Source organism: Vibrio sp. 99K-1 (assembly GCF_013114585.1).
In the GTDB taxonomy this organism is placed as follows: domain Bacteria; phylum Pseudomonadota; class Gammaproteobacteria; order Enterobacterales; family Vibrionaceae; genus Vibrio; species Vibrio chagasii_B.
In genome coordinates this window covers 25,392-46,957 of record NZ_VTXF01000021.1, presented here as the reverse complement: position 1 = coordinate 46,957, position 21,566 = coordinate 25,392, and the positions used below count along the sequence as shown (strand labels likewise).

Sequence of the window (21,566 nt, the reverse complement as noted above, 5' to 3'; positions counted from 1 at the left end):
GCTAGTGATTAGCTGTTACGACCGTCTTGGTATGTGTAACGGTAATCAACTTTTACGTTTGCTTGGTAGTGAACATCGCCGTTCATGTTGGTGATTTTCTTCACCTCCATATTCGCGTCATCAATTTTGAACGAATCGTATTTTGTTGTTTGCTGGAACTGTGGCAGTTCTCTTGAAAGCTCAAACGGTGTCTTTGTGCTTAGCTCATCCATAAGGTTCGTGCCTGCATCGTATGCTTCCGCTTCAGTAACAAAGGTATCAGACTTTAGCGTTGTTTCTTGGATCGTCGTTTTAGTGGCTGCGAACGCTGTGGTGCTGAGTACAAGAGTTGATGCAAGTATGATTAATTTTTTCATAAGAGTACCTGACTTTGTTGTGTAACCAATGATTCGAGTTTTCAACCTACCAACAGTAGATAAGAATAATGTTAGGACAAAAACGAACTTATGTAAGAAGTTAGTCCCACAGTGATTGTTAGTTGAGAGTTATACGCAAAGCATATCAAGCAAGGTGACAGAATTCGGTAACTTCAATACACTGCATGGGTATCCACAGTTCAGCACAAGGTAAAGGCATGGCCAATTGGGAAGGGGTAAGTGAGTTTGTTGCAGTCGCAGAGCGTGAGAGTTTTACTGGTGCCGCACAGAAGCTTGCTACATCGGTCGCTCAAATAAGTCGCCGAGTTGCAAATCTCGAAGAACGTCTCGCGGTGAAACTGCTCAACCGAACGACTCGCAAGGTTTCTCTTACAGAAGCCGGGCAACTCTATTATCAACAGTGTAAATTGTTGGTCGAGGGCTTAGAGATTGCGGAATTGGCGGTAACACAAATGCAATCGACACCGAAGGGGCTTCTGAAAGTAACGGCTCCTGTCACCTATGGTGAGCGCCAACTAGCACCAATACTGCACCAATTTTTAAAGCTTCACCCGCAAGTCGAGCTAGAGTTAATGCTGACCAACCAAAAGCTCGATTTGATCGACTCGGGTGTCGATGTCGCAATCCGTCTTGGTCGATTAGAAGATTCAAGTCTCGTCGCAAAAAAGCTTTCTCAACGCCAGCTCTACGTATGCGCAAGCCCTGAATATATTGAGAATTATGGTGAGCCTCATACGCTCTCCGAATTGACCAACCACCAATGTTTAGTCGGTGGCTTTGAGCACTGGCGCTTTAAAGAAAACGGTCGCCCTCGCTCCGTCCGTGTTAATGGACGTATCAAGTGCAATAGTGGTTTAGCCTTGTTAGATGCAGCGAAGCAGAGTATAGGCTTGGTGCAGTTACCTGAATACTACGTGAGTGAAGATCTTGATTCTGGTGAGTTGGTCGAAGTGCTTTCCGATTACCGAGACGATAAAGAGGGGATCTGGGCGCTCTACCCGCAGAACCGTAATCTGTCTTCAAAGGTTCGTTTGCTTGTAGACTTCCTTTCTGAGCAATTGGATTGATCCTATGATCGACATTGAGCGTCATTCTGCAAGTCAAAGTGAGTTGATACTCAGTGTGTTCGATACACTCGAACAGCATTATGGCTATTTTGATTGGTGGCAAAGGAATGATCCTTACGAGATTGTTTTAGGCGCTATTTTGGTTCAAAACACCAACTGGAAGAACGCAGAGAAAGCACTCATTAACTTAGGTGAGAAATGCAATCCAAGGTCGGTTGCTGACATCGAACTTGATGAACTTGCCCAAAAGATTCGTTCCAGTGGCTACTACAATCAGAAAGCCATCAAGTTAAAGGCTGTGACTGAATGGTTTTCGAAGTACCACTACGACATGTCTGTGGTTCGTGAGCAAGACAAGGAGCAACTGCGTAAAGAGTTACTGGAAGTGAAAGGGATTGGCGGCGAAACGGCTGATGCGATTTTGGTCTATGCGATAGGTAAGCCGTCTTTCGTTATTGATGCGTACGCGCGAAGAATCTTCACTCGCAACGGACTCGATGTGCCTAAATCGTATGAGAAGTTTCGAGCCTTGATGGAGAGCGCGATCCCCCTGGATACAAAAAGGTACGGCTACTACCATGGGTTGTTGGTTGAGCATGGGCAGCAGTTTTGTAACCCCAAGCCAAAGTGTCAACATTGCCCGCTAAACAGCATGTGTATCGAAGCTAGAACTCAGACTAAAATTTAACTCGCTTAAGGCTCAATATCTCCGATGGAATACAAAACTAACTCTTCGGGGTTGTTGCCTTCTCCAAGTGTGTGAATGTCTTCACCTTCCTCTTTGAGCTGAAGAATGCACTTCATTGCTTTGCTCTGTTCAACACCAATTATGGTTTTCATCTCTGAAGCGGATACGCCAAAGCGCGTGGCGATCAATAAACCACGAACCTTCTTCTTATCTGAATTAAACATCTTATCTGCCTACCTACGAGTCAATGACCTTACAACTCACTAAGTTTAACTGACTTTTGTAAATTGGCACTTAAAGCTGATGAAAAAGGAAGAACAAAGAACGGGGGGAAGGTTTGAGTTGAGACTGAGAAATTCGGGCTTCAGATTGGGGAACCTAAAGCCCGAATTTATTTTAGAGGATAAAGGTTAGACCGTGAAACGATCCACTAGGTGGTAGAGCTCATTCGCGCGGTTATTGAGGTTTTGGCTACCAGCACGGTTTTGATTGGCTAGTGATGCCGATTGAGAGCTTTGGTCTGATATTACGACAATACGTTGAGATATCTCTTGGCCAACAATGTTCTGTTCTTCAGTTGCTGTAGCAATCAGTGAGTTCATGTCCATGATGGTATCGATCGACTCTTGGATCTTAGCCAATGCAGCCGCTGCAGCATTAGCTTCTTCTACCGTTTGAGCACTGCGGTTTTGGCTTGAATCCATCGCTTTGACTGCAGCGTCTGAAGCGGCTTTTAGCTGTTCAATCATTTTGTGAATGTCGCCCGTACTTTCTTGAGTTCGGCTTGCCAGCTTACGAACCTCATCGGCGACTACTGCAAAACCACGACCTTGTTCACCTGCACGAGCTGCTTCAATTGCAGCATTCAGTGCCAATAAGTTAGTTTGCTCGGCAATGTCTTGAATGACTGCCAACGAAGAGGAAATGTTTTGTACATCGCCTTCTAAGCGAGATACCACGGTGTTGGCTTCAGATACTTCACTCGCTAGGCCGGCTACTGAATCAGCTGCTGCGTTTACGATCTGTTGAGCTTCTTTGGCATTGCTTTCTGCAAGCTTGGCTGAATCTGCGGCTTGGCTAGCGTTGCTTGAGATTTCTTGCGCCGTTGTTGTCATCTCAGTCATAGCGGTAGCGACTTGCTCTGTTTCTTCGCGCTGACCTGTGGCAATTTCGTCGACCTGCGCTGCACGAGAAGACATGCTGCTTGTTTCAGCCACCACTTGCTGGCCTACATCGCTTACGCTGCGAATGATGGTTTGAAGGCTAGCAACAAAAGCATTGAAGTTCTCGCTGAGCTTTGAGAATTCCGGTGCTTTGAAGGTTTCCATTCGTGCCGTTAAGTCGGCTTCACCACTTGCGAATGCACTAATTGAATGATCAAACTGTTCTAGCGGCTTCATGATGGTACGGTTCACAGCAACAGCGAACACGGCAACCACTAGGGCGATCAAGCCACAGAAAAGGGCGATCGCAGTCAATGAACTTTGAAGGGCTGCATTTGAACTCTCTTTCATCTCGGCAATGACTGCATCAATATCGTCAGTATAAAAACCAGTGCCGAGCATCAAGTCCCATTGTGGAATGAATATCGAGTAGCTGAGTTTTGGTAGTGCTTCAGATTGACCAAGTTTCGGAAAATAGTAAGTCGTGAATTCGCCAAGCTTTGAGTTCTTGATGAGGTCACGAATCAGGTAATTGCCTTTTTTGTCTTGTAGGTCGTAGTAGTTTTTGCCAATGCCATCCGTATTCTGTCCGACGACCACTCTCACACCTTTAGAGTCGTAACCAAAGATATAGCCCGATTCGCCATACTCGAGTGTTCTTAAGGTTGGCAAGGCCTCTTCTAATGTTGCACCTCTTTCTAAGAACGGGCTGATAGAAGACTGGGCCATTTGCAGATACGCTTTGAGTTCCTTTTCTTTCATCGCCATCATATTGCTACGCGTCGATTCTACTTGTTGTGCGGTTAGCTCGGTGCTCTTCATATACGTCACACTCATCATCCCGATTGCCATCAGCAGCAGTGGAATGAAAGAGAGAATATAAAGGCGGTTTTTGATGGTTAGGGTCATGTCACGCTTCCTGTGTGATTGTCTCATGCAATTTTCAACACATTATTAATGTGGTTTCAAAATGTAAATGGGCTTGTTGTTTAATTGTTACCCTAGAGTGTTTTTGTTTTATAAATATGATGGCGGTTAAATTTTTGATGTGACACCCCTTGCAACTAGGGGCTTAAAGGAGATGCGACTCATCTGTTTCGATGCTTTTGAATTCGACGTTGCTTTGTTAGAATGCGACGCTTTGTAGCACCCTGCTATGTCTATTCGTTAAGTGAGAAAGATTCATGAACAAAAGCCATGTGACTATTGGTTTAACTAACCCGAAGAGCCCGACAAACGTTGGTGCTGTTATGCGTGCGGCTGGTTGTTATCAGGTCGATGAAGTTAAATACACAGGGCAACGCTACGAAAAAGCCGCTAAATTCCACACCGATACCAAGAGTGCAACGCGCACAATCCCACTGACCGGTGTCGAGTCGTTTTTAGATAACCTTGATCCTGAAACCAAGATTGTTTGTGTGGAACTTGCGGAAGGTGCTACACCACTACCACGTTTTAAACACCCAGAAAATGCGATTTACATTTTCGGCCCAGAAGATGGTTCTATTACTCAAGACGTTGCCGATAGAGCAGATCACGTTGTGTACGTTCCAACGGTGGGTTGCATGAACTTGGCTGCAACCGTGAATGTGCTGCTTTATGATCGCCTTGCGAAGTCAGATGAAATGGACGAGAGCAACGAGCTGATTAAGAAAAGCCGTGATAATCGCAACCATTTAGTTATCAAAGAGAAGTGCTAACCTGACGCTCGTGGTTAGATATTTTTAAAACTCAATATCGCTAAAGTCGAAGATAAACAGGTTTAAAATATATTTAGCGATGGCAAATATGAAGAAGATGGCCGCAATAGATAACGCGATATAAAGTAATGTTGTCATTTGAGTTGCCTTTATATTAGTTAATGTATGTCAGTAATAAAAAACCACCTAAAAAGGTGGTTTTTTTGTTTTAAGAGGTAAGGCTATTGACGCGTCATCTGATGCAGTGTGTGCATGATAACCAATACAATGGCGACAATTGCGCAAGCCAAAAGCGTCAATGCTAGGTCGGCGAAATCGGCTGCTCTGTGTAAGCCAAAGCCAATAATCAAGTAATAAAACAGGCCTAATAGAGCTCCGGCACTGCCTAAATGGTCGTGATATTTAGTCAAAGCGCCACTGAGCAAATTAGGTAACGCAAGCCCGAATGATAACGATACAAATACCATTGGGATGAAGAACCAAACGGATTCCTGCATGATAAATACACCAATGCCCGCAACCAGTAATAGGCAAGACGCAAACGCTACAATTTTGTCATGGCTTAAATGCATGCGAATTAGCTTCATATTAATAACAGAGCCTAATACTGACCCCATCGCAAGAATAAAACCGGTATTACCAAAAAAGTTCACACTTGCCCCTAATTGCTCAAACATAAAGGGGGCAATACTGTAGTACGAGAATAGCGCTATATTAAATAGCCCAACCATTAACGTTACGTACCAGATGTGTGCATCGGTAAGCATTTTTATAGCAACAGAGATTAGGCTGTCTCTTTTTGTATTTGCAGGCTTTGTTTCTGGCAGTTTACCTAATGACCAAATCAGTAAGATAGCCACAAGTACCACCATCGCCATGAATACCCATTTATAGCCACCTACAGACGTCAACCAACTACCAGCCAACATCCCAACAACAGGGCTGATCCCAATAGAGGTACCCACAATTGAGAAGACGTGGCTGAGTTCTTTACCTTGATAACCATCACGGATAATAGTCTGTGTGCAAACAGAACCAACAGCAGCACCAAAAGCACAGCAGCCAAAGCCCGTGAGCATTAAAGTGAATGTCGGCGCTAACATGGTAAACAGAGCTGAAATGATAAAGACGACTAACCCCACTAAGGTAGAGACTCGTCTTCCTAATACATCACACATGCGCCCCCAGAATACGACTCCGAATGCAAAAGCAATGAAGAATATAGACATCGCTTGTGCCGCTTCACTACTGCTAACCCCAAAATGGTTTTTTACAGAAGTCAGAGCCGGGCTATACATGGTTTCTACTATTTGTGGAAACATCAGCAACACAACCGCTAATGGGATAGAAATTTTTCCAATAATCTTGTTCATTTTTTGTTTTCAAATACCTCTAATTAACATCGTAATGATTTAGTTATTTCCTGAACCTCTTAATCAGAGGGATAACAGAACAGGTACTATTCTAGGCATGATGTGCTAATGTCTTATAATGAGATTTGGACATAAAACATCGAAATAAGGACAAGCTGCTAAATGGCATTGATTTCAGAACAAGATGACTTTTGTGCAGACGACCATAACGGGTTAGTGGTTGGTGTTGCTGCTGAGGTTTCTAATCACGCTTCCGGCATACATTTTCATGAAAAAGACCAGTTACTGTTTTCGAAGCACGGGTGTATGACAATCACATTGGAAGATGTGAAGTATGTCTTACCCCCAATGAGGGCGGCATGGATCCCGAAAGGCGTTCAACACGATGCTCAGATGACCAACATTACTCAGTATCGCTCGCTGTACTTTGATCAATCCTTGTCAGAGCGCTTACCAAGAGGTGTGATGATTTTCGATATCACGGCGTTAATGAGAGTCTTGATAGAGCGAATGGCATTTTGGGCATTCGATAAGCCTAATAGTGAGCAAATCAATACGTTGAATTTGTTTATCGAAGAGCTGAACGACTCGCAAGAGGTGTATCTGTCTTTGCCGTTACCTCAAGATCATCGCCTCAAATCTTGGTTATCTGATATTGATAACCAAGATTTTATGGCACCGTCGTTGGCACAGTTGAGTGAGGTTGTTGGAGCGAGCGAAAAGACGATCACTCGGATCTTTAATAGAGAAACCGGAATGCCATATCAAAGTTGGCGGCAGCAGTGGCGCTTATTGGGTGCGATTGAATTGCTGTCGAGTGGCATGCGCATATCGGATGTCGCCGATAGGTTGGAGTTCTCCAGTGACAGTGCATTTATTCATTTCTTTCGTCAGAAAACAGGTATGACACCAATGAATTACATGACCAACACATCCAACGCGGAGGCTATGTAACCTTCGTTTATGTCAGCCTCTAATAGCAATGTATATGTTAGTCTAATGGCTTAATTGCGCTCGCCAATCACAAGGACATCGACTTGAACTTAAGACAACTGGAAGTCTTTTACGCCATTATGCAGACCGGAACCGTATCTGGAGCCGCACGCAGCTTACATGTGTCCCAGCCTAATGTGACACGTATTTTGGCGCACACCGAGCAGCAGTTGGGGTTTGGCTTGTTCGAGCGTGTCAAAGGGCGATTGGTGCCAACGATTGAAGCAAAAACCTTGTTACCAGAAGCGGAGAAGGTCTACCAACAATTAGGCCAATTTCGGTCTTTGACCAACAAAGTGAAGCAAGGCCATCAGCACTTACGTATTGGTGCGCCGCCGATTCTAGCGACCAAATTGCTGACTCCGGTAGTCGCCCAAATGTCTCGCGAGCAAGAGCTCTCTTTTGAGTTGTTAACTGCCAATCGCGACGAACTGTGTTCAGGGTTATTGAAGCATGAGCTTGATATTGCTATCGCATTTGGAGACGAAGCACCGCCAGCGATATTGTCAGAAACGCTATTAACCAAATCCCTTCAGGTTCTAGTTCCATCTAACACCGTAGAGCATCTACCGACAGAGTTAACCCTTGATGACTTAATCAATTATCCGTTACCAATCATCGGGCTTGATAGTCGTGACCCTTTGGGTTTGCTGCTCCATCAAAGCTTGATTGCGCTAGATGAGCATTATCATCATCCAATATCGGTACGTGGATACAGCGCTGCGGCGGAGCTGGTTAAGCACCAAGCAGGGTTTGCGATTGTTGATCCGTGGACGGCAGAACAGTATCAAAATGACGATGCAGTCTGTGTGTTGCCGCTTCAACCAGACATCCCATTTTCGGTATCGATGCTTTGCGCAGATCACACCCCTCAGTCGATTTCCGTTAAACAATTTATTGCTTCATTAAAGAGCCATGCTTAACCTATAACTTAAGGTTATAGGCTTGCCATGAATAGGCATTCGGCAGGGCTCAACTTCTTAATTAAGGTAAATCCATACAAGGACTTCTTAATTAGGAATACACATGTCTATCGCTCAACCTTACCTTCTTTTTCTTGGGGATGTTACTGACCCTCTGGCTGCAAAAACTGCTCGTGGTATTCATCAGTGGCGACCAGAAATCTGCCTTGGCCAATTACGTTTAACAGAAGAGACCGTTTCTCTCGGTTTGACGGATATGACCTTGCAACAGGCACAAGAGCAGGGAGCGAAAACGCTAGTTATTGGTACTGCCAATCCGGGGGGCGTGATCCCTGAGTCATGGCAACCAACCATACTGGCAGCTGCAGAAATGGGATTTGAGATTGCATCGGGCATGCACCAGCGCTTGAGTGAATTCTCACCGCTTGCTGACATGCAGCTGCGAGGATTGACTAAGCTTCATGATGTACGTCATTTTGATGGTGTCCTCAACGTGGGTAATGGTAAACCTCGTAAAGGTAAACGCCTACTCACTGTCGGGACTGATTGTTCGGTAGGCAAGATGTTTTCTGCACTGGCGATAGAAAAATCGCTTAAAGAAGCGGGAACATCAGCTCAGTTTAAAGCGACAGGACAGACTGGCATCTTGATTGAAGGCTGCGGGATTTCGATTGATGCTGTGGTTGCGGATTTCATTTCTGGCGCGGTTGAAGCGATTAGCCCTGAATTTACCGACCACGAGTGGGACATCATTGAAGGACAAGGTTCGTTGTTCAATCCATCTTTTGCTGGCGTGAGTTTGGGTTTGTTGCATGGCGCTCAAGCTGATGCGTTGGTTTTATGTCATGAAGTCGGGCGACCACATATTCGCAACCTTCCGCATGCCAAATTGCCAACGATAGAACAGACGATTGACGCTAATTTACAAGCTGCGCGACTGACAAGTCCAGATGTGAAGCTGGTGGGTATCTGCCTGAACACATCGGCGATTAGCATTGAAGAGGCTGAGACATTGTGCCAAGAATGGACCACACTTTATCAAGTGCCCGTGACGGATCCGGTGCGATTTGGTGTACAACACATTACTGATCATTTGCGACATTCACTTTAACGATTTCATCATTTCTACGTTTCCATTTGTTAAAGCGAACATCAACCGAGTGAAATTATGAAGATTACTGCAGAACCTATTACTATCGCGATGCAAACGCCTTTTCGCATCTCTCGAGGCAGCCGAACAGAGTGTCATGTTGTTCGCGTTTACATCGAGCATAATGGTAAACAAGCGCAAGGTGAGTGTACACCTTACCCACGTTATGGTGAGTCACCCGAGTCTGTGTTGGCGCAAATTCAACAAGCTTCTAGCTCTCTTGAAACGGCTTTTGAGCGTGGTATGACCGATCGTGAAGAATTACGAGATTATCTTCAGTCTTTATTGACTGGAGGGGCTGCGCGTAATGCTATCGATTGTGCGCTTTGGGATTATCAATCGCAGCAGAACGACCAGATCTTTCCGAATAGCTTGTTCGAGTTACCTAAGCAGATTGTTACCGCAATGACAGTTTCGATTGGCACACCAGAAGCGATGGCAACACAAGCTCGAGATTATGTGGCGAACGGTGCGAAACTTCTAAAAGTGAAGCTTGATGGTGAGCAAGTGGTAGAGCGTGTACGCGCTGTCCGAGAAGCGGCTCCAGGAGTTAAAATTGTACTGGATGCTAATGAAGCTTGGACTGGATTGAATCTCGAAGAGCTGTTCAATCAGCTGGCTGAGTTTGATATCGCGATGATAGAGCAGCCTCTGCCGCAACAGCATGATGCCTCGTTGGCACACATCAAGCATCCTATCCCACTGTGTGCTGATGAAAGCTGCCACACCACGTCGCAGCTTTCGTCGCTATTGGGCAAGTATGAAATGGTTAACATCAAGCTTGATAAAACCGGTGGTTTGACAGAAGCATTAGCCCTTGCCGAAGAAGCGCAAAGACTTGGGTTTACTCTTATGTCTGGCTGTATGCTTGGCACTTCATTGGCAATGCGTGCAGCGCTGCCAATCGCTGTGCAATCTGAAATTGTCGACCTCGACGGCCCTGTATTACTTGGTCAAGACGTGTCGCCAGCACTGACTTATCGAGATGGGATGATCATTCTTTAACTCGTTGAGTCTCGGCTATTAAATTGACGTGATATTGATGAAATCGCATAGGTGAAAGCTTATGCGATTTTTTTATATTGATAGAGTAATCACGTTTCTGTCGGTGAAGTCACCTTCTTCTCTCTCAAAACAGACAGTCTGGGGTTTATAAAATAATTGTTATGGTGTTTTATGTGAAATGTTAATGATTACTCTTGTTTTCATAGTTTCACTAAAACTATTTGAAGTGGCTTTAAGTCGGGCTAACCACCTAACTGATTGAATCATTGACCTTTACTACTGGTTTTTGATGAGAAGAAGGTGGGGCGAGTGAGTAGTCGTGTCTCAGAGGTGATAGACAACAAGGACCGTTTTGAACGTCCATTTCCGATCAAGATTCCGCGTCGTAAGTGGTTTGGCTGGAAAGGCATAGAGCTGCGTTTGGTGCTGGCGTTAGCCATGTTATCGATGACTACAATCTTCCTCTCGGTAGTCTCCAGTTTCACCTTTGATAACCTAAATCAACGCCTTGTTGAGCTAAAAGAGAGTGAAATCCCCGCTTTAGATAACGCAGCTCGCTTAAATGACATGGTGCGTGTCATTATCACAACCTCATCTCAACTCAGTGATGCGGAATCCAATTTAGAGCGTAAACAAGCGATGCTTAAAATTGAAGATGCTATTTCAGTTATGAATAGCGTTATGGTGCAATTTCCGGATTATCACTCCTATTTTAAAGATCTTATTGCTCAAGTTAACAATAGCCTCAGTCTGTTGTACCAAAGTGAGATTGAATCTGAACAGCTCAACCAAGAACTTCGAAATCTACTCGAAGGCTTTTACCCGCTATTGCAGCAAGCCAGTGATTCACTCGATAGCTTGCCTGATTCAGCCAAAGAGCAGGTTCAATTCACGCAATTAAAATCCCTGCTGTACTACCAATTAGGCTTGGTAGAAAAACTGTATAACGACTCCAGTTTTAATGAGCTGGATTACACCAGTTTACGACTTGAGCAGGTTGGAGAAGAATGGTGGCAGCTATGGGTAAGTGGCGATCTAAGAAGTGATTTTCCAACATTGGACAATCAACTTACCGTGATTTACAACCTAGCCTCAAGTGATAGCAGCTTGTATGGGCTGAAAAACAAAGCGCTCGATCATCTCTATCAAGAGCAATATTTCTTACAAAACAGCCGTGAGCATTTGAATCAGTTAACGGTACAAATCGAACGTAACACTAGCCAAGTGAACCGCAATATTGATCAGTCGATTCAGCAGGCGCAACACTCTTTGCAATCGAACCAACGTTTGTCACTTTTTCTCTCTCTTTTTAGTGTGTTAGCTGCCGCGGCTATCTCATGGTTCTATGTGCGCAAGAATATTTTGGAAAGGCTATTACAGCTTAAAGACAACATGTTCGCGATTTCTACGGGCCATTTAGATACCGAAGTCGCGATTCGTGGCAAAGACGAAGTGACGCAAATGGCTAAGTACTTAAAGGTATTTCAAACCACCGCCAAAGTCGTCAAGCAAACCAACCGTAAATTGGAGGCAGAGGTGGAAGAACGTACCTTAGCCGAGGCCAAGCTGCGTGTTACTCAGGATGAGCTCATTCAAGCTGGAAAACTGGCCGCGTTGGGGCAGTTAAGTGTCGGCATTACTCACGAGATCAATCAACCTCTGACCGCAGTAAACAGTCACGTTCGAAGTGCTCAATTATGGTTAGGTAAGCAAAGGCCAGACAGAGCAGAAGAGAACCTGAAAAAGATCGAGATCTTATTAGACAAAGTGGCTGCGATTACACGTCACTTGAAAGCCTTCTCACGCAAGAGTGACGGCAAAATTGATAACGTCGAGGTGGATAAGGTGATTGGTGATGCGATCGATCTCTTTGAAACTAGACAGAGTAGGGTGTTGATTCATTATTCCCCACAAAGCGATCAAATGGTTCGAGCCAATAGCATTCGCTTGGAGCAAGTGTTGGTGAATTTGATCAGCAATGCCTTGGATGCCGTTGAACATAAAGAGCAGCCTCAGCTCGACATCTCCACTCAAGAGCACCTGAACACCATTCAGATATCAGTTAAAGACAATGGATTAGGAATACCCGAAGAGGACATTCCTTATCTGTTCGACCCATTTTATACCCGTAAGACAACCGGTAAGGGGCTCGGGCTCGGTTTGTCTATCGCATACAACATAATTAAAGACTTTGGCGGCTCGATTCACGTCGAATCGATTGAACACCAAGGCACCACCTTTATCGTCACTCTACCAAAAGGCACAAACTCATGACTTCAGAAAAACACATAGTTCTTATCGACGATGAAACCGACGTTGTTGAAGCCGTGAGTGAAATGTTGGAACTCGAGGGTTTCCGTGTCACGAGCTTTACCGACCCAAACCTTGGCCTAAAATCCCTCAAAGCAAATAGTCAGTCGGTGGTGTTGTGTGATGTGCGAATGCCACAAGTCGACGGGCTTACGTTGTTGAGCTCAATCCAACATCGCGCAGCCAATGTTCCGGTAGTACTGATGAGCGGGCATGGTGATATTCCGATGGCGATAGAGGCGATGAAGTTGGGTGCGTTCGACTTTCTGGAGAAACCTCTCGATGCCAGTGAGTTGGTAGAAAAGCTCGACTTGGCGTTGGCACAGTGTCAGCACAACAGCCCTGCAACGTTAGATGACGAACAGGATACAGAACTACCGATTGAATCTGTGGTTATCGGGCAATCCAAAGCGATGGACACCATACGTAAGCAAGTGCTTGCTCTATCTCATACTGGCGTCGACACCATCATTAATGGTGAGACAGGCACAGGCAAAGAGGTAATTGCTCGCGCCTTGCATCAGTTTAGTCGTCGTAAGGCAAAGCCGTTTGTCGCAATAAACTGTGGTGGCATGACAGAGAGCATTATTGAGAGTGAGCTGTTTGGTCATGAAGCGGGCTCGTTTACCAGCGCCAATAAGAAACGCATCGGCAAAATAGAACAAGCCAATGGTGGCACTCTTTTCCTTGATGAAATTGAAAGCATGCCGATTGCAGTGCAGATTAAGTTGCTACGTGTGATTCAAGAACGAGTGATAGAGCGTGTTGGTGGCAATGAATTGATACCTGTCGATATTGTAGTCGTCGCTGCCAGTAAAGCTGACCTCGCAAGCCTCAGTGAATCCGGTGAATTTAGAGCCGATCTGTTCTATCGCTTAAATATTGCCAGCTTAAATCTTCCGGCACTGCGCCAACGCAAAGAGGACATTCAGGTGTTGTTCCGTCACTTTGTGATTCAAGCAAGCCACAAATACAAGACGCGTCCTTCGACGATTTATCCAGAACAGATACAACAGTTGTGCCGACATGAATGGCCCGGAAACGTGCGTGAGTTACGTAATGTTGCCGACCGATTTGTACTCGGTATTGTCGGCGATGGCTTTGATCTGCAATCGCCAATTTGTGAATCGACTGGGGAAGATTTCGCCTTTGAAAAGCAGATGGAGCAGTACGAGAGAAATGTATTAACCGAAGCCTTGATAGAGAGCGCAGGCAATATCAATGAGGTATCAAGCAAGCTGAATCTGCCCCGAAAAACGCTTTATCGAAAAATGAAGAAACACCAGTTGGATAAAGAGAGCTTTAAAGCCTAACTCATTAACTTGGTTCTTGAGGAGCAAAGAGCAAACATAAACCAAAAGACAAAGCGGAAGAAAAAGCACAAGACAACAATGACCCATTTATCATTTAGTCGAATGACTAACCTTTTCAAGTGATTGTAATAAAAGAGTTTTAACATTTGGCACAAAGCGTGCAACCCCAACATTGTGGCATCAGCCCAAATGAGGTCATCTCACAGAAAGTAGAAATGGCCGGATTAAGGAAATTAGAAAAATAATTGCTTGTTGCAAGGAGATACAAACATGAAGCAAATACTGAAAGGTTCGATTGCTCTGATACTCGGCGTTAGCTCAATGACAGCATGGGCGGCGACAGAGTCAGCAAACCTAGGACCTCGTCCCCTCTTTTTAGTCAACAATATGGACGAGAGCCCTTTGAAAACCAAGCTGCTCAGCTGTAGCGAAGGGCCTTTTCATCGTAGTGATTTTTCTATTGGGCATCGTGGAGCTGCAATGCAGTTTCCCGAGCACACTAAAGAATCTTACTTAGCGGCGATTCAGATGGGAGCCGGTGTCGTAGAGTGTGATGTTACTTTCACTAAAGATAAGGAATTGGTGTGTCGACATTCTCAAAGTGACCTGCACACCACAACCGATGTATTGGCTCACCCAGAGCTTGCTAAGAAGTGTTCAGTTCCATTTAAACCGGCGAACCCTGCGACAGGCGAAGATGCTCAGGTTGAGTGTCGTACTTCCGATTTCACGCTGGCGGAGTTTAAGACGTTAAAAGGAAAAATGGATGGGGCGAACCCGAAAGCAACCACAGTCGAAGAGTACATGAACGGCACTCCGGGTTGGCGAACGGATCTATACAGCCAGAGCGGGACGTTGATGACACACGCAGAAAGTGCGGCGCTGTTTAAAGAACACGGTGTGAAGGTGACACCTGAATTGAAATCGGCAGCGGTTGAGATGCCTTTCAATGGCTTCAGCCAAGAGATGTACGCGCAAAAGCTGGTGGATGAACTAAAAGATGCGGGCTTTGCACCTTCAGAGACTTACTTGCAATCGTTCAACCTAGATGATGTGAAGTACTGGATCAAAGCAGCGCCAAAATTCGGTAAACAAGCCGTTTATCTTGATGACCGTGTTTACGAGCAAGCGGACTTTGTCGCTTCTGTTGAGAACATGAAAGAGCTGCACGATGCGGGTGTAAACATCATTGCGCCACCCCTGTTTGCTCTGGTTGATTTAGATGAGAACAATGAACTGGTTGCGTCTAACTACGCCAAACTCGCTAAAGATGCAGACCTCGAGATTATTGCATGGACTCTGGAGCGTTCAGGCCCACTAGCGCAAGGCGGCGGTTGGTACTACAAGAGCGTGAAAGATGGCATCAACAATGATGGCGACATGATGAAAATGCTCGATGTGTTGGCACAAGATGTAGGTGTGATGGGCGTGTTCAGTGACTGGCCTGCAACGGTAACTTACTACGCAAACTGCATGGACAGCGACGCCTAAGTTATCTGGATTATTGAAGAATAATAAAAGAAAAAGCAGTGAACCAAAGAGCCTTCGGGCTCTTTTTTTACCGTTAAAATTGATGGGACATAAATGACCCAAATGTAAGCTTTTGGGGTGGACATGAATGACTCAAAATAGATTGTTGAATTTGAGTTTTCCATTAAGTTGTTGAATTTAAATAAATAAAAACATGGCATAAAGGCTGCAATAGTGAAGGCGACTTTCAACAATAAGTAAAAGTAAGGTTTGAATATGAAAATCAGTGTTAAAGGACTGTTAATCGCTAGCTCATTACTACTTCCTTCAATGGCTATGGCAAGCGACTGCTCTAGCCGTGGTGTGTTAGACGATCGATACTGTGATGAAAACCAAGATTTGGTGGCAGATTCACCAAAGAATCCAGACGAGTGGAATGACCCAAGTACGCTTGTGTTTACCTACACACCAGTAGAAGACCCAGCGCTATACAAAGATGCGTTTGCCGACTTCCAAGCTCACCTAAGTAAAATCACAGGTAAGCGAGTGATCTACTACACGGTGCACTCGAACTCTGCACAAGTAGAAGCGATGCGTTCTGGTCGTTTGCACGTTGCTGGTTTCTCTACGGGGCCAACTGGTTACGCGGTTAACCTAGCGGGTTACGTTCCAATTGCAGTGAAAGGCGATGAGTCTGGTTTCCAAGGTTACAATCTGATCACCATTGTGCGCAAAGACAGTGGCATCAACACCATGGCTGATCTTAAAGGTAAAAAGGTTGCACACACTTCTGCATCATCAAACTCTGGCAACCTAGCTCCTCGTGCGTTATTCCCAGCTAAAGGGTTAGTGCCAGATGAAGACTACAAAGTGCTGTACTCAGGTAAACACGACCAATCTATCCTAGGTGTCTTCAATGGAGACTATGATGCAGCACCTGTGGCATCTGACGTGTACGATCGTATGGTAGCAGCAGGTCGTGTTGATGATTCTGAGCTTAAGATCATCTACCGCAGCCCACGATTCCCAACGTCTGCTTTCGGTTACGCTTACAACCTAAAACCAGAGCTAGTTGAGAAGATCAACGAAGCCTTCTTCAGCTACCGCTTCACACCAGAGATGAGTGCATCATTCAAAGGTGCAGACCGTTTCTCGCCAATCAGCTATAAGGAAGAGTGGGGCGTAATTCGTGATATCGCTCATGCGACAGGCACGGCTTACACCAAAGCAGGTTTGAAAAAGCTGGCTGAAAAAGACGCTGCTAAACGCGCAAAGAAAAAAGCCGCTGAGTTAGCGAAACAAGCAAACAACGGCTAACCCTTAGTTCTCAGAACACTTACCTCAACCAATACCAGTTACTTACTACGATTGGTACCAGTATCTATGCCCTCGCGGGTAGGGCATAGATCATTCTAAAATTCGCACAAGGAAATGCAGTATGGCCGTAGCAAGCTATGACGGAATAAAGATCAACAACCTATTTCATGAATATGTGGCAGGCAAGCCAATCCTTAAAGGCATTAATATTGATATCGACGAGCCTGGTATCATCGCGATTATCGGACCGTCAGGTACCGGTAAAAGCACGCTTCTACGTTGTATTAACCGTCTTAATGACCCTAGCCAAGGGGAGATCATTTTTGATGGTGCCGACCTGACTCAACTAAAAGGCCAAGCACTTCGTAAACAGCGCCGCCATATCGGCATGGTCTTTCAAGAGTACAACTTGGTAGAGCGTTTAACGGTTATCGAAAACGTGTTGAGTGGGCGTTTAGGTTACATGAGCGCTTGGAATGCGTGGCGCCGTAACTACTCAGCACAAGACTTAGCAAAAGCGTTTGAGTTACTGGAATTTGTTGGTCTGCAAGATTTTGCAAACCAACGTGCCGACAGCTTATCTGGCGGTCAAAGGCAGCGTGTTGGTATTGCTCGTGCAGTAATGCAAGACCCTTATATCCTTCTTGCTGATGAACCAACCTCATCACTTGACCCGAAAACCGCGGTTGAGATCATGGAGTTGATGGAAACCTTTGCCGAACAGAAAAACATCCCGGTGTTGGTGAATATCCACGATGTGAACTTAGCCAAGCGTTATGCCAAACGTATCATTGGTATGTGTAATGGCAAGGTGCATTACGATGGCAGCCCAGAAGGCATCTCAGAGGAAGATCTGAAAATCATCTACGGAGGTGAGTCATGGCTGGATTAAACCCAAGTTCGTCGCCAAGTCTTTCGCAAGCTAACCGTGAAAACCCGTTTAAAGCGTCGTGGACGAACCGTGCGATCATCGCTGGTGTTATCGCTTATTTGTTCTATAGCTTTTCGACATTGGGGCTGACGTTTGAGCGTTTGATCATCGGCTTTGGTGAAAGTGAACGATTACTATCTCGAATGTTCCCGCCTGACTTTTCACGTACCAGTTTGCTATTGAGTGGTCTCGCAGAGAGCTTGCAGATTGCGATTATTTCGAGCTTCTTTGGCATTGTGATTTCATTATTCCTTGGTCTACTTGCTGCAAGAAATATGATGCCAGCGATCGTCTCAACGCCGGTCCGTGCTTTTATCGCCTTATGTCGCTCTTTTCATCCAGTGATCATCGCCATCTTATTTGTAAAAGCGGTGGGCTTTGGGGCGCTAGCTGGCATCTTGACCTTAGTGTTTGCGTCGATAGGCTTCATCGCTAAGCTTTTCGCTGAAGCGATTGAAGAGATCTCTTTTAAACCGGTTGAAGCAATTAAAGCGACAGGCGCTAGCTTTGTTAGTGTCATTCTGTATGCCGTGATGCCGCAGGTTTTCACGCGATTTATTGGCTTTGCAAGCTATCAGTTGGATTCTAATCTGCGTAATTCGACTATGGTGGGCATTGTGGGGGCGGGCGGCCTTGGCGGCACACTCTTCTCTGCATTCCAACGTTTCGACTATGATTTCGTTGCCGCTATCTTGCTCACCATTATCGCACTGATTCTTGTCGGTGAATTCCTTTCCAACATTGTTAGGAGAATCTTCTAATGACAACTGCATCTATCGATAGAGAGTGGCAGCGTTTTACACCTAATGAACGTGTGGCTCGATTCGCCGTTTACCTTAGCCTAGTGTGTGCCATTGTTTGGTCTTGGCAGACGGTGGAAGTGATTCCTGAATTTCTTTATGACGCGCCTGCTCAGTTCGCTGATATGTTTCAGCGTATGGTGCCAATGGATTACGCTTTTTACCCACAAACGATCCATGCCGCGATGATTGAAACGTTGCACATCGCGACCTTGGGTACGCTGTTTACTTTGGTGTTCGCGATTCCTTTGGCGTTGTTGAATGCACCAAACATTACTCCCAATAAAGCGTTGAACTGGTTTGCTCAATTTTTCCTTGTGTCTTCACGTTCGGTGAACTCACTGGTATGGGCATTACTGTTTATCGCACTGTTTGGCCCCGGTGTTCTCGCCGGCATCATGGCAATTGCAATTCGCAGTATCGGCTTTGTAGGGAAGCTGTTAGCGGAAGCCATTGCCGAAGTGAACATGGGGCCTATTGAAGCCTTACGCGCAACGGGTGCTTCGTGGATGAGTATCTTGTTGAAAGGGTATTGGCCACAAGTGATGCCAGCGTTCTACTCAATCGTGTTATTCCGTTGGGACATCAACGTTCGTGAATCTGCGGTATTGGGTTTGGTGGGCGCTGGTGGTATTGGCGTGGTGCTTAACGATGCGCAAAACCTTTTTGAATGGCAAAAAGTTTCGATGGTATTAGTGAGTATTTTTGCGGTGGTTATCGTTGCAGAAGCGGTGGTTATCCACATCCGTAACAAACTGATTTAATCGGTGTGTTGTGTTCACTTTGTTTTTTATGACATGTGTTTCGTTTGAAAGTTGAGAGCTTGCCTATCTAGCATTTTAAAGCTCAAACGACCCTAGGTAATTCGGTCTACCTAGCGGTCGTTATTTTATGCGGTGTGTTCTGTATTAAACTGTATTTAACGGAGAGCGAGCGCTTAGAAAATACAGTGTTTAGCAAAATCACCCGCTTCATTCGCCGTCCAGTCACCTTTTGGTTTCTCTTTCATATCTTCACACCAAGCTTCACTGCCAACTTCTGTACAAGCCATTAATTGAGTGGCTAGGAAAAGGATCAACGTGACTTTCTTCATAACAAATATTCCGTTTGGGCTAGATTTCGGATAACTCTATCAAATACTACTGATGATTGTCATAGCTATCAGGGGCCGGCGATATAGATTTGAGCTGAAGTCGCGATTTGGTAACGAGAAGGGATGACGGAGTCTCAAGATCGAAAAAGCCAGCAACATGTGCTGGCTTTGAAATTCTTAATAAGCTTCTTTTATCGGTAAGCTTTGACTACTTGAGGAGTTATACCAGTTTCATCTCTTGGATGATGTCCGAAGCAATCTCTGGCTTGGTACTTGTTGGTTTCTCGTGTAGGTCTGCTTTTAATTGTCCCTTACGGTTACTTAGGCCTGCTTCTAGCTTCTTGATTGCTGAAGAAATAGCTGGGTACATTACGTCATCTGTCGCTTTTGCGTTTACACGCACACCTTCGTAGTTGGTGAACACTTCAACCTGATGTTGACCATGTTCTTTGGTAATGATGATGTCGCAGCTGATCAGTGATGGAAAATGGTTAGATATCTTTTCGAACTTACCTTCGATGTCTTTACGTGAGTCGTCGTTAATTGATACGTGATGTGTTTGAACGTTTATTTTCATAAATCATACCTTTCCAATGACTGTGTCATTTAAACGTAGCAAACATCGGATAGATTAACCAATAGAGAAAGTACACATGTGTGATTGACTTCAGTGTTATCAAATAATCTCTACTTACTCCCTTGAAAGTCCGAATAACTGATCGCATATTATGTTTCGTGTTTTCGAGACATGTTCAAAAATACTCCATCCTTGATGATTTGCTCTAATTGTGAGCGTCACTCTAGTGAATATCTCTTCATCGGCTTTATAATTCCGAACTTGTCACTTGGCTAACTTCTTTCGTTTTTGATAAATAAGTTACCACTAGACTCTAATTTATAGACACTCAACAGCCCACTCCATATTGAAACTTGCTTCAAAGCTCCGACAGATCTGAGTAACGCACTAACTATTTATGCATTCGTCACTCAATATCACAATTACCATCAAGGACTGCGGTAGTTTATTGAGATACCTGTTAGTACGGGATACCATAACACCGTCGTTAAATTTGGATCCGTTACCATGAAAATGCCTGTTAAATTGGCTGCTGTTGCAGCTTCACTTTCTTTCGCTTTTAATGCTTTTTCTGCGCCTGTTGAGTTTCAGAAAATTCCAGAGATCATGCAGCAATTTGAAACTGCAGAGCTGTACGTTAAAAAGTCTGTGACGCTAGGCCGTTTGCCTGCTGAATCTGAAATAGGCACTGAATTCCCGACCTACGTTTCTGACGGAAAGGGTGGTTACAGCTTAGAAACCAACAACGTGATGACGGATGATGTAGTTATTGCAAGCATGCCTAAGGCGATTGTTGATGATGTTTTCAACCAATGGTTGGTACCAAAAGAGACGTGGATCAGTAGCTATGGTTCACTGCCAACGTCGACCACTGAGTTCAAGCCGTTTAAGCGAATTAAAACCATCAAAGCGATTAAGATTGATGCTGAAATGCTTGAACTAATGGGCAGCGAAGATGGCAAAACAGCCGTGATTAAAGTGAGTTGGGATGAAAAAGGGATGAAGGTTTATAAGGACGGTTACTTAGCGGATTATGAGTACGGTATTGCCCCTCATGAGATGCAAGAGAACTACGAGCTAGCACCTAAGTAGTTTTATTCCATTTCCGAAAAGCGCTCTGGTTTGCAGGGCGCTTTTTATACCCCCCCTCCCCCACCAAAATGTGACTTAACTCACACTTTTCTGACATTTTACTGCTCGTTATGCTAGTATGCGCCGCTTGTCTTTGTAATTGATAAAAAACGCATTACCCAAACAGTCTTGTTCTGTTTATCTGCTTGTAATGACCTCATTCAGTTTGGCCTGACTTGGCCGAA

21 protein-coding genes are annotated in these 21,566 nt (G+C 44.9%); 15 read left to right on the top strand and 6 right to left on the bottom strand.

Annotated elements, in window-relative coordinates:
• Window positions 1–8: 8 nt before the first annotated feature.
• Complete coding sequence (locus F0228_RS17020; RefSeq protein ID WP_116870966.1) at window positions 9–356, bottom strand: DUF3316 domain-containing protein; 348 nt, start codon at window positions 354–356, stop codon at window positions 9–11.
• 218 nt (window positions 357–574) lie between these two features.
• On the opposite strand from F0228_RS17020, the gene F0228_RS17015 reads away from it, so the two are divergent.
• Both F0228_RS17015 and F0228_RS17010 read left to right on the top strand, forming a co-directional pair.
• Entirely contained in the window at window positions 575–1,444 is an 870-nt protein-coding gene (locus tag F0228_RS17015; RefSeq protein ID WP_008216609.1) for a LysR family transcriptional regulator, read from the top strand.
• A 4-nt stretch (window positions 1,445–1,448) separates the two neighbouring features.
• On the top strand, window positions 1,449–2,132 hold the full coding sequence (locus tag F0228_RS17010; RefSeq protein WP_171762515.1) for an endonuclease: 684 nt from the start codon (window positions 1,449–1,451) through the stop codon (window positions 2,130–2,132).
• Window positions 2,133–2,137: 5 nt separating this feature from the next.
• Here the strand turns inward: F0228_RS17010 and F0228_RS17005 are convergent, their stop codons facing one another.
• Window positions 2,138–2,356: a hypothetical protein gene (locus tag F0228_RS17005; RefSeq protein ID WP_171762514.1), complete on the bottom strand. Its 219-nt coding sequence runs from the start codon at window positions 2,354–2,356 to the stop codon at window positions 2,138–2,140.
• Window positions 2,357–2,542: 186 nt separating this feature from the next.
• Window positions 2,543–4,204 carry a methyl-accepting chemotaxis protein gene (locus F0228_RS17000; protein ID WP_171762513.1) on the bottom strand — a complete coding sequence of 554 codons (1,662 nt, stop codon included), beginning with the start codon at window positions 4,202–4,204 and terminating at the stop codon, window positions 2,543–2,545.
• A 275-nt stretch (window positions 4,205–4,479) separates the two neighbouring features.
• Between F0228_RS17000 and F0228_RS16995 the strand changes: the two genes are divergently transcribed.
• Window positions 4,480–4,995: an RNA methyltransferase gene (locus F0228_RS16995; RefSeq protein ID WP_008216600.1), complete on the top strand. Its 516-nt coding sequence runs from the start codon at window positions 4,480–4,482 to the stop codon at window positions 4,993–4,995.
• Window positions 4,996–5,216: 221 nt separating this feature from the next.
• On the opposite strand, the gene F0228_RS16990 is transcribed toward F0228_RS16995, so the two are convergent.
• Window positions 5,217–6,368 carry an MFS transporter gene (locus F0228_RS16990; RefSeq protein ID WP_116870963.1) on the bottom strand — a complete coding sequence of 384 codons (1,152 nt, stop codon included), beginning with the start codon at window positions 6,366–6,368 and terminating at the stop codon, window positions 5,217–5,219.
• Between the two features lie 162 nt (window positions 6,369–6,530).
• Between F0228_RS16990 and F0228_RS16985 the strand changes: the two genes are divergently transcribed.
• The 11 genes from F0228_RS16985 to phnE (F0228_RS16935) all read left to right on the top strand — a co-directional run bounded on the left by F0228_RS16985 (window position 6,531) and on the right by phnE (F0228_RS16935) (window position 19,344).
• Entirely contained in the window at window positions 6,531–7,322 is a 792-nt protein-coding gene (locus tag F0228_RS16985; RefSeq protein ID WP_061033851.1) for a helix-turn-helix transcriptional regulator, read from the top strand.
• An 83-nt stretch (window positions 7,323–7,405) separates the two neighbouring features.
• A complete protein-coding gene (locus F0228_RS16980; protein ID WP_061033850.1) occupies window positions 7,406–8,284 on the top strand; it encodes a LysR substrate-binding domain-containing protein in 879 nt (292 codons plus the stop codon).
• Between the two features lie 103 nt (window positions 8,285–8,387).
• Window positions 8,388–9,395: an N-acetyltransferase DgcN gene (dgcN, locus tag F0228_RS16975; protein WP_116870962.1), complete on the top strand. Its 1,008-nt coding sequence runs from the start codon at window positions 8,388–8,390 to the stop codon at window positions 9,393–9,395.
• Window positions 9,396–9,452: 57 nt separating this feature from the next.
• Window positions 9,453–10,439, top strand: a complete 987-nt coding sequence (dgcA, locus tag F0228_RS16970; protein WP_171762512.1) for an N-acetyl-D-Glu racemase DgcA — start codon at window positions 9,453–9,455, stop codon at window positions 10,437–10,439.
• A gap of 300 nt (window positions 10,440–10,739) precedes the next feature.
• Window positions 10,740–12,713 (top strand): ATP-binding protein, encoded by a 1,974-nt coding sequence (locus F0228_RS16965; protein WP_171762511.1) that lies wholly within the window; start codon window positions 10,740–10,742, stop codon window positions 12,711–12,713.
• On the top strand, window positions 12,710–14,062 hold the full coding sequence (locus F0228_RS16960; protein ID WP_171762510.1) for a sigma-54 dependent transcriptional regulator: 1,353 nt from the start codon (window positions 12,710–12,712) through the stop codon (window positions 14,060–14,062). Before F0228_RS16965 ends, F0228_RS16960 begins: the two co-directional genes overlap by 4 nt.
• 270 nt (window positions 14,063–14,332) lie before the next feature.
• Window positions 14,333–15,553, top strand: coding sequence for a glycerophosphodiester phosphodiesterase family protein (locus F0228_RS16955; RefSeq protein WP_171762509.1), 1,221 nt, complete (start codon window positions 14,333–14,335; stop codon window positions 15,551–15,553).
• Window positions 15,554–15,808: 255 nt separating this feature from the next.
• Window positions 15,809–16,849 (top strand): phosphate/phosphite/phosphonate ABC transporter substrate-binding protein, encoded by a 1,041-nt coding sequence (phnD, locus tag F0228_RS16950; RefSeq protein ID WP_102425933.1) that lies wholly within the window; start codon window positions 15,809–15,811, stop codon window positions 16,847–16,849.
• Window positions 16,850–16,970: 121 nt separating this feature from the next.
• Window positions 16,971–17,741: a phosphonate ABC transporter ATP-binding protein gene (phnC, locus tag F0228_RS16945; RefSeq protein ID WP_171762508.1), complete on the top strand. Its 771-nt coding sequence runs from the start codon at window positions 16,971–16,973 to the stop codon at window positions 17,739–17,741.
• Window positions 17,729–18,541 (top strand): phosphonate ABC transporter, permease protein PhnE, encoded by an 813-nt coding sequence (gene phnE / locus F0228_RS16940; protein WP_061033843.1) that lies wholly within the window; start codon window positions 17,729–17,731, stop codon window positions 18,539–18,541. Before phnC ends, phnE (F0228_RS16940) begins: the two co-directional genes overlap by 13 nt.
• Window positions 18,541–19,344, top strand: a complete 804-nt coding sequence (gene phnE, locus F0228_RS16935) for a phosphonate ABC transporter, permease protein PhnE (protein ID WP_008216584.1) — start codon at window positions 18,541–18,543, stop codon at window positions 19,342–19,344. The genes phnE (F0228_RS16940) and phnE (F0228_RS16935) overlap by 1 nt, the downstream gene beginning before the upstream one ends.
• Before the next feature lie 173 nt (window positions 19,345–19,517).
• Here phnE (F0228_RS16935) and F0228_RS16930 read toward each other — a convergent pair whose 3' ends face one another.
• Together F0228_RS16930 and raiA are read right to left on the bottom strand one after the other, a co-directional pair.
• Window positions 19,518–19,673 (bottom strand): DUF3012 domain-containing protein, encoded by a 156-nt coding sequence (locus F0228_RS16930; RefSeq protein ID WP_081090369.1) that lies wholly within the window; start codon window positions 19,671–19,673, stop codon window positions 19,518–19,520.
• A 220-nt stretch (window positions 19,674–19,893) separates the two neighbouring features.
• Window positions 19,894–20,250 (bottom strand): ribosome-associated translation inhibitor RaiA, encoded by a 357-nt coding sequence (raiA, locus tag F0228_RS16925; RefSeq protein ID WP_008216582.1) that lies wholly within the window; start codon window positions 20,248–20,250, stop codon window positions 19,894–19,896.
• Between the two features lie 507 nt (window positions 20,251–20,757).
• Between raiA and F0228_RS16920 the strand changes: the two genes are divergently transcribed.
• Window positions 20,758–21,342 (top strand): hypothetical protein, encoded by a 585-nt coding sequence (locus tag F0228_RS16920; protein WP_171762507.1) that lies wholly within the window; start codon window positions 20,758–20,760, stop codon window positions 21,340–21,342.
• The last annotated feature ends 224 nt before the right edge of the window (window positions 21,343–21,566 follow it).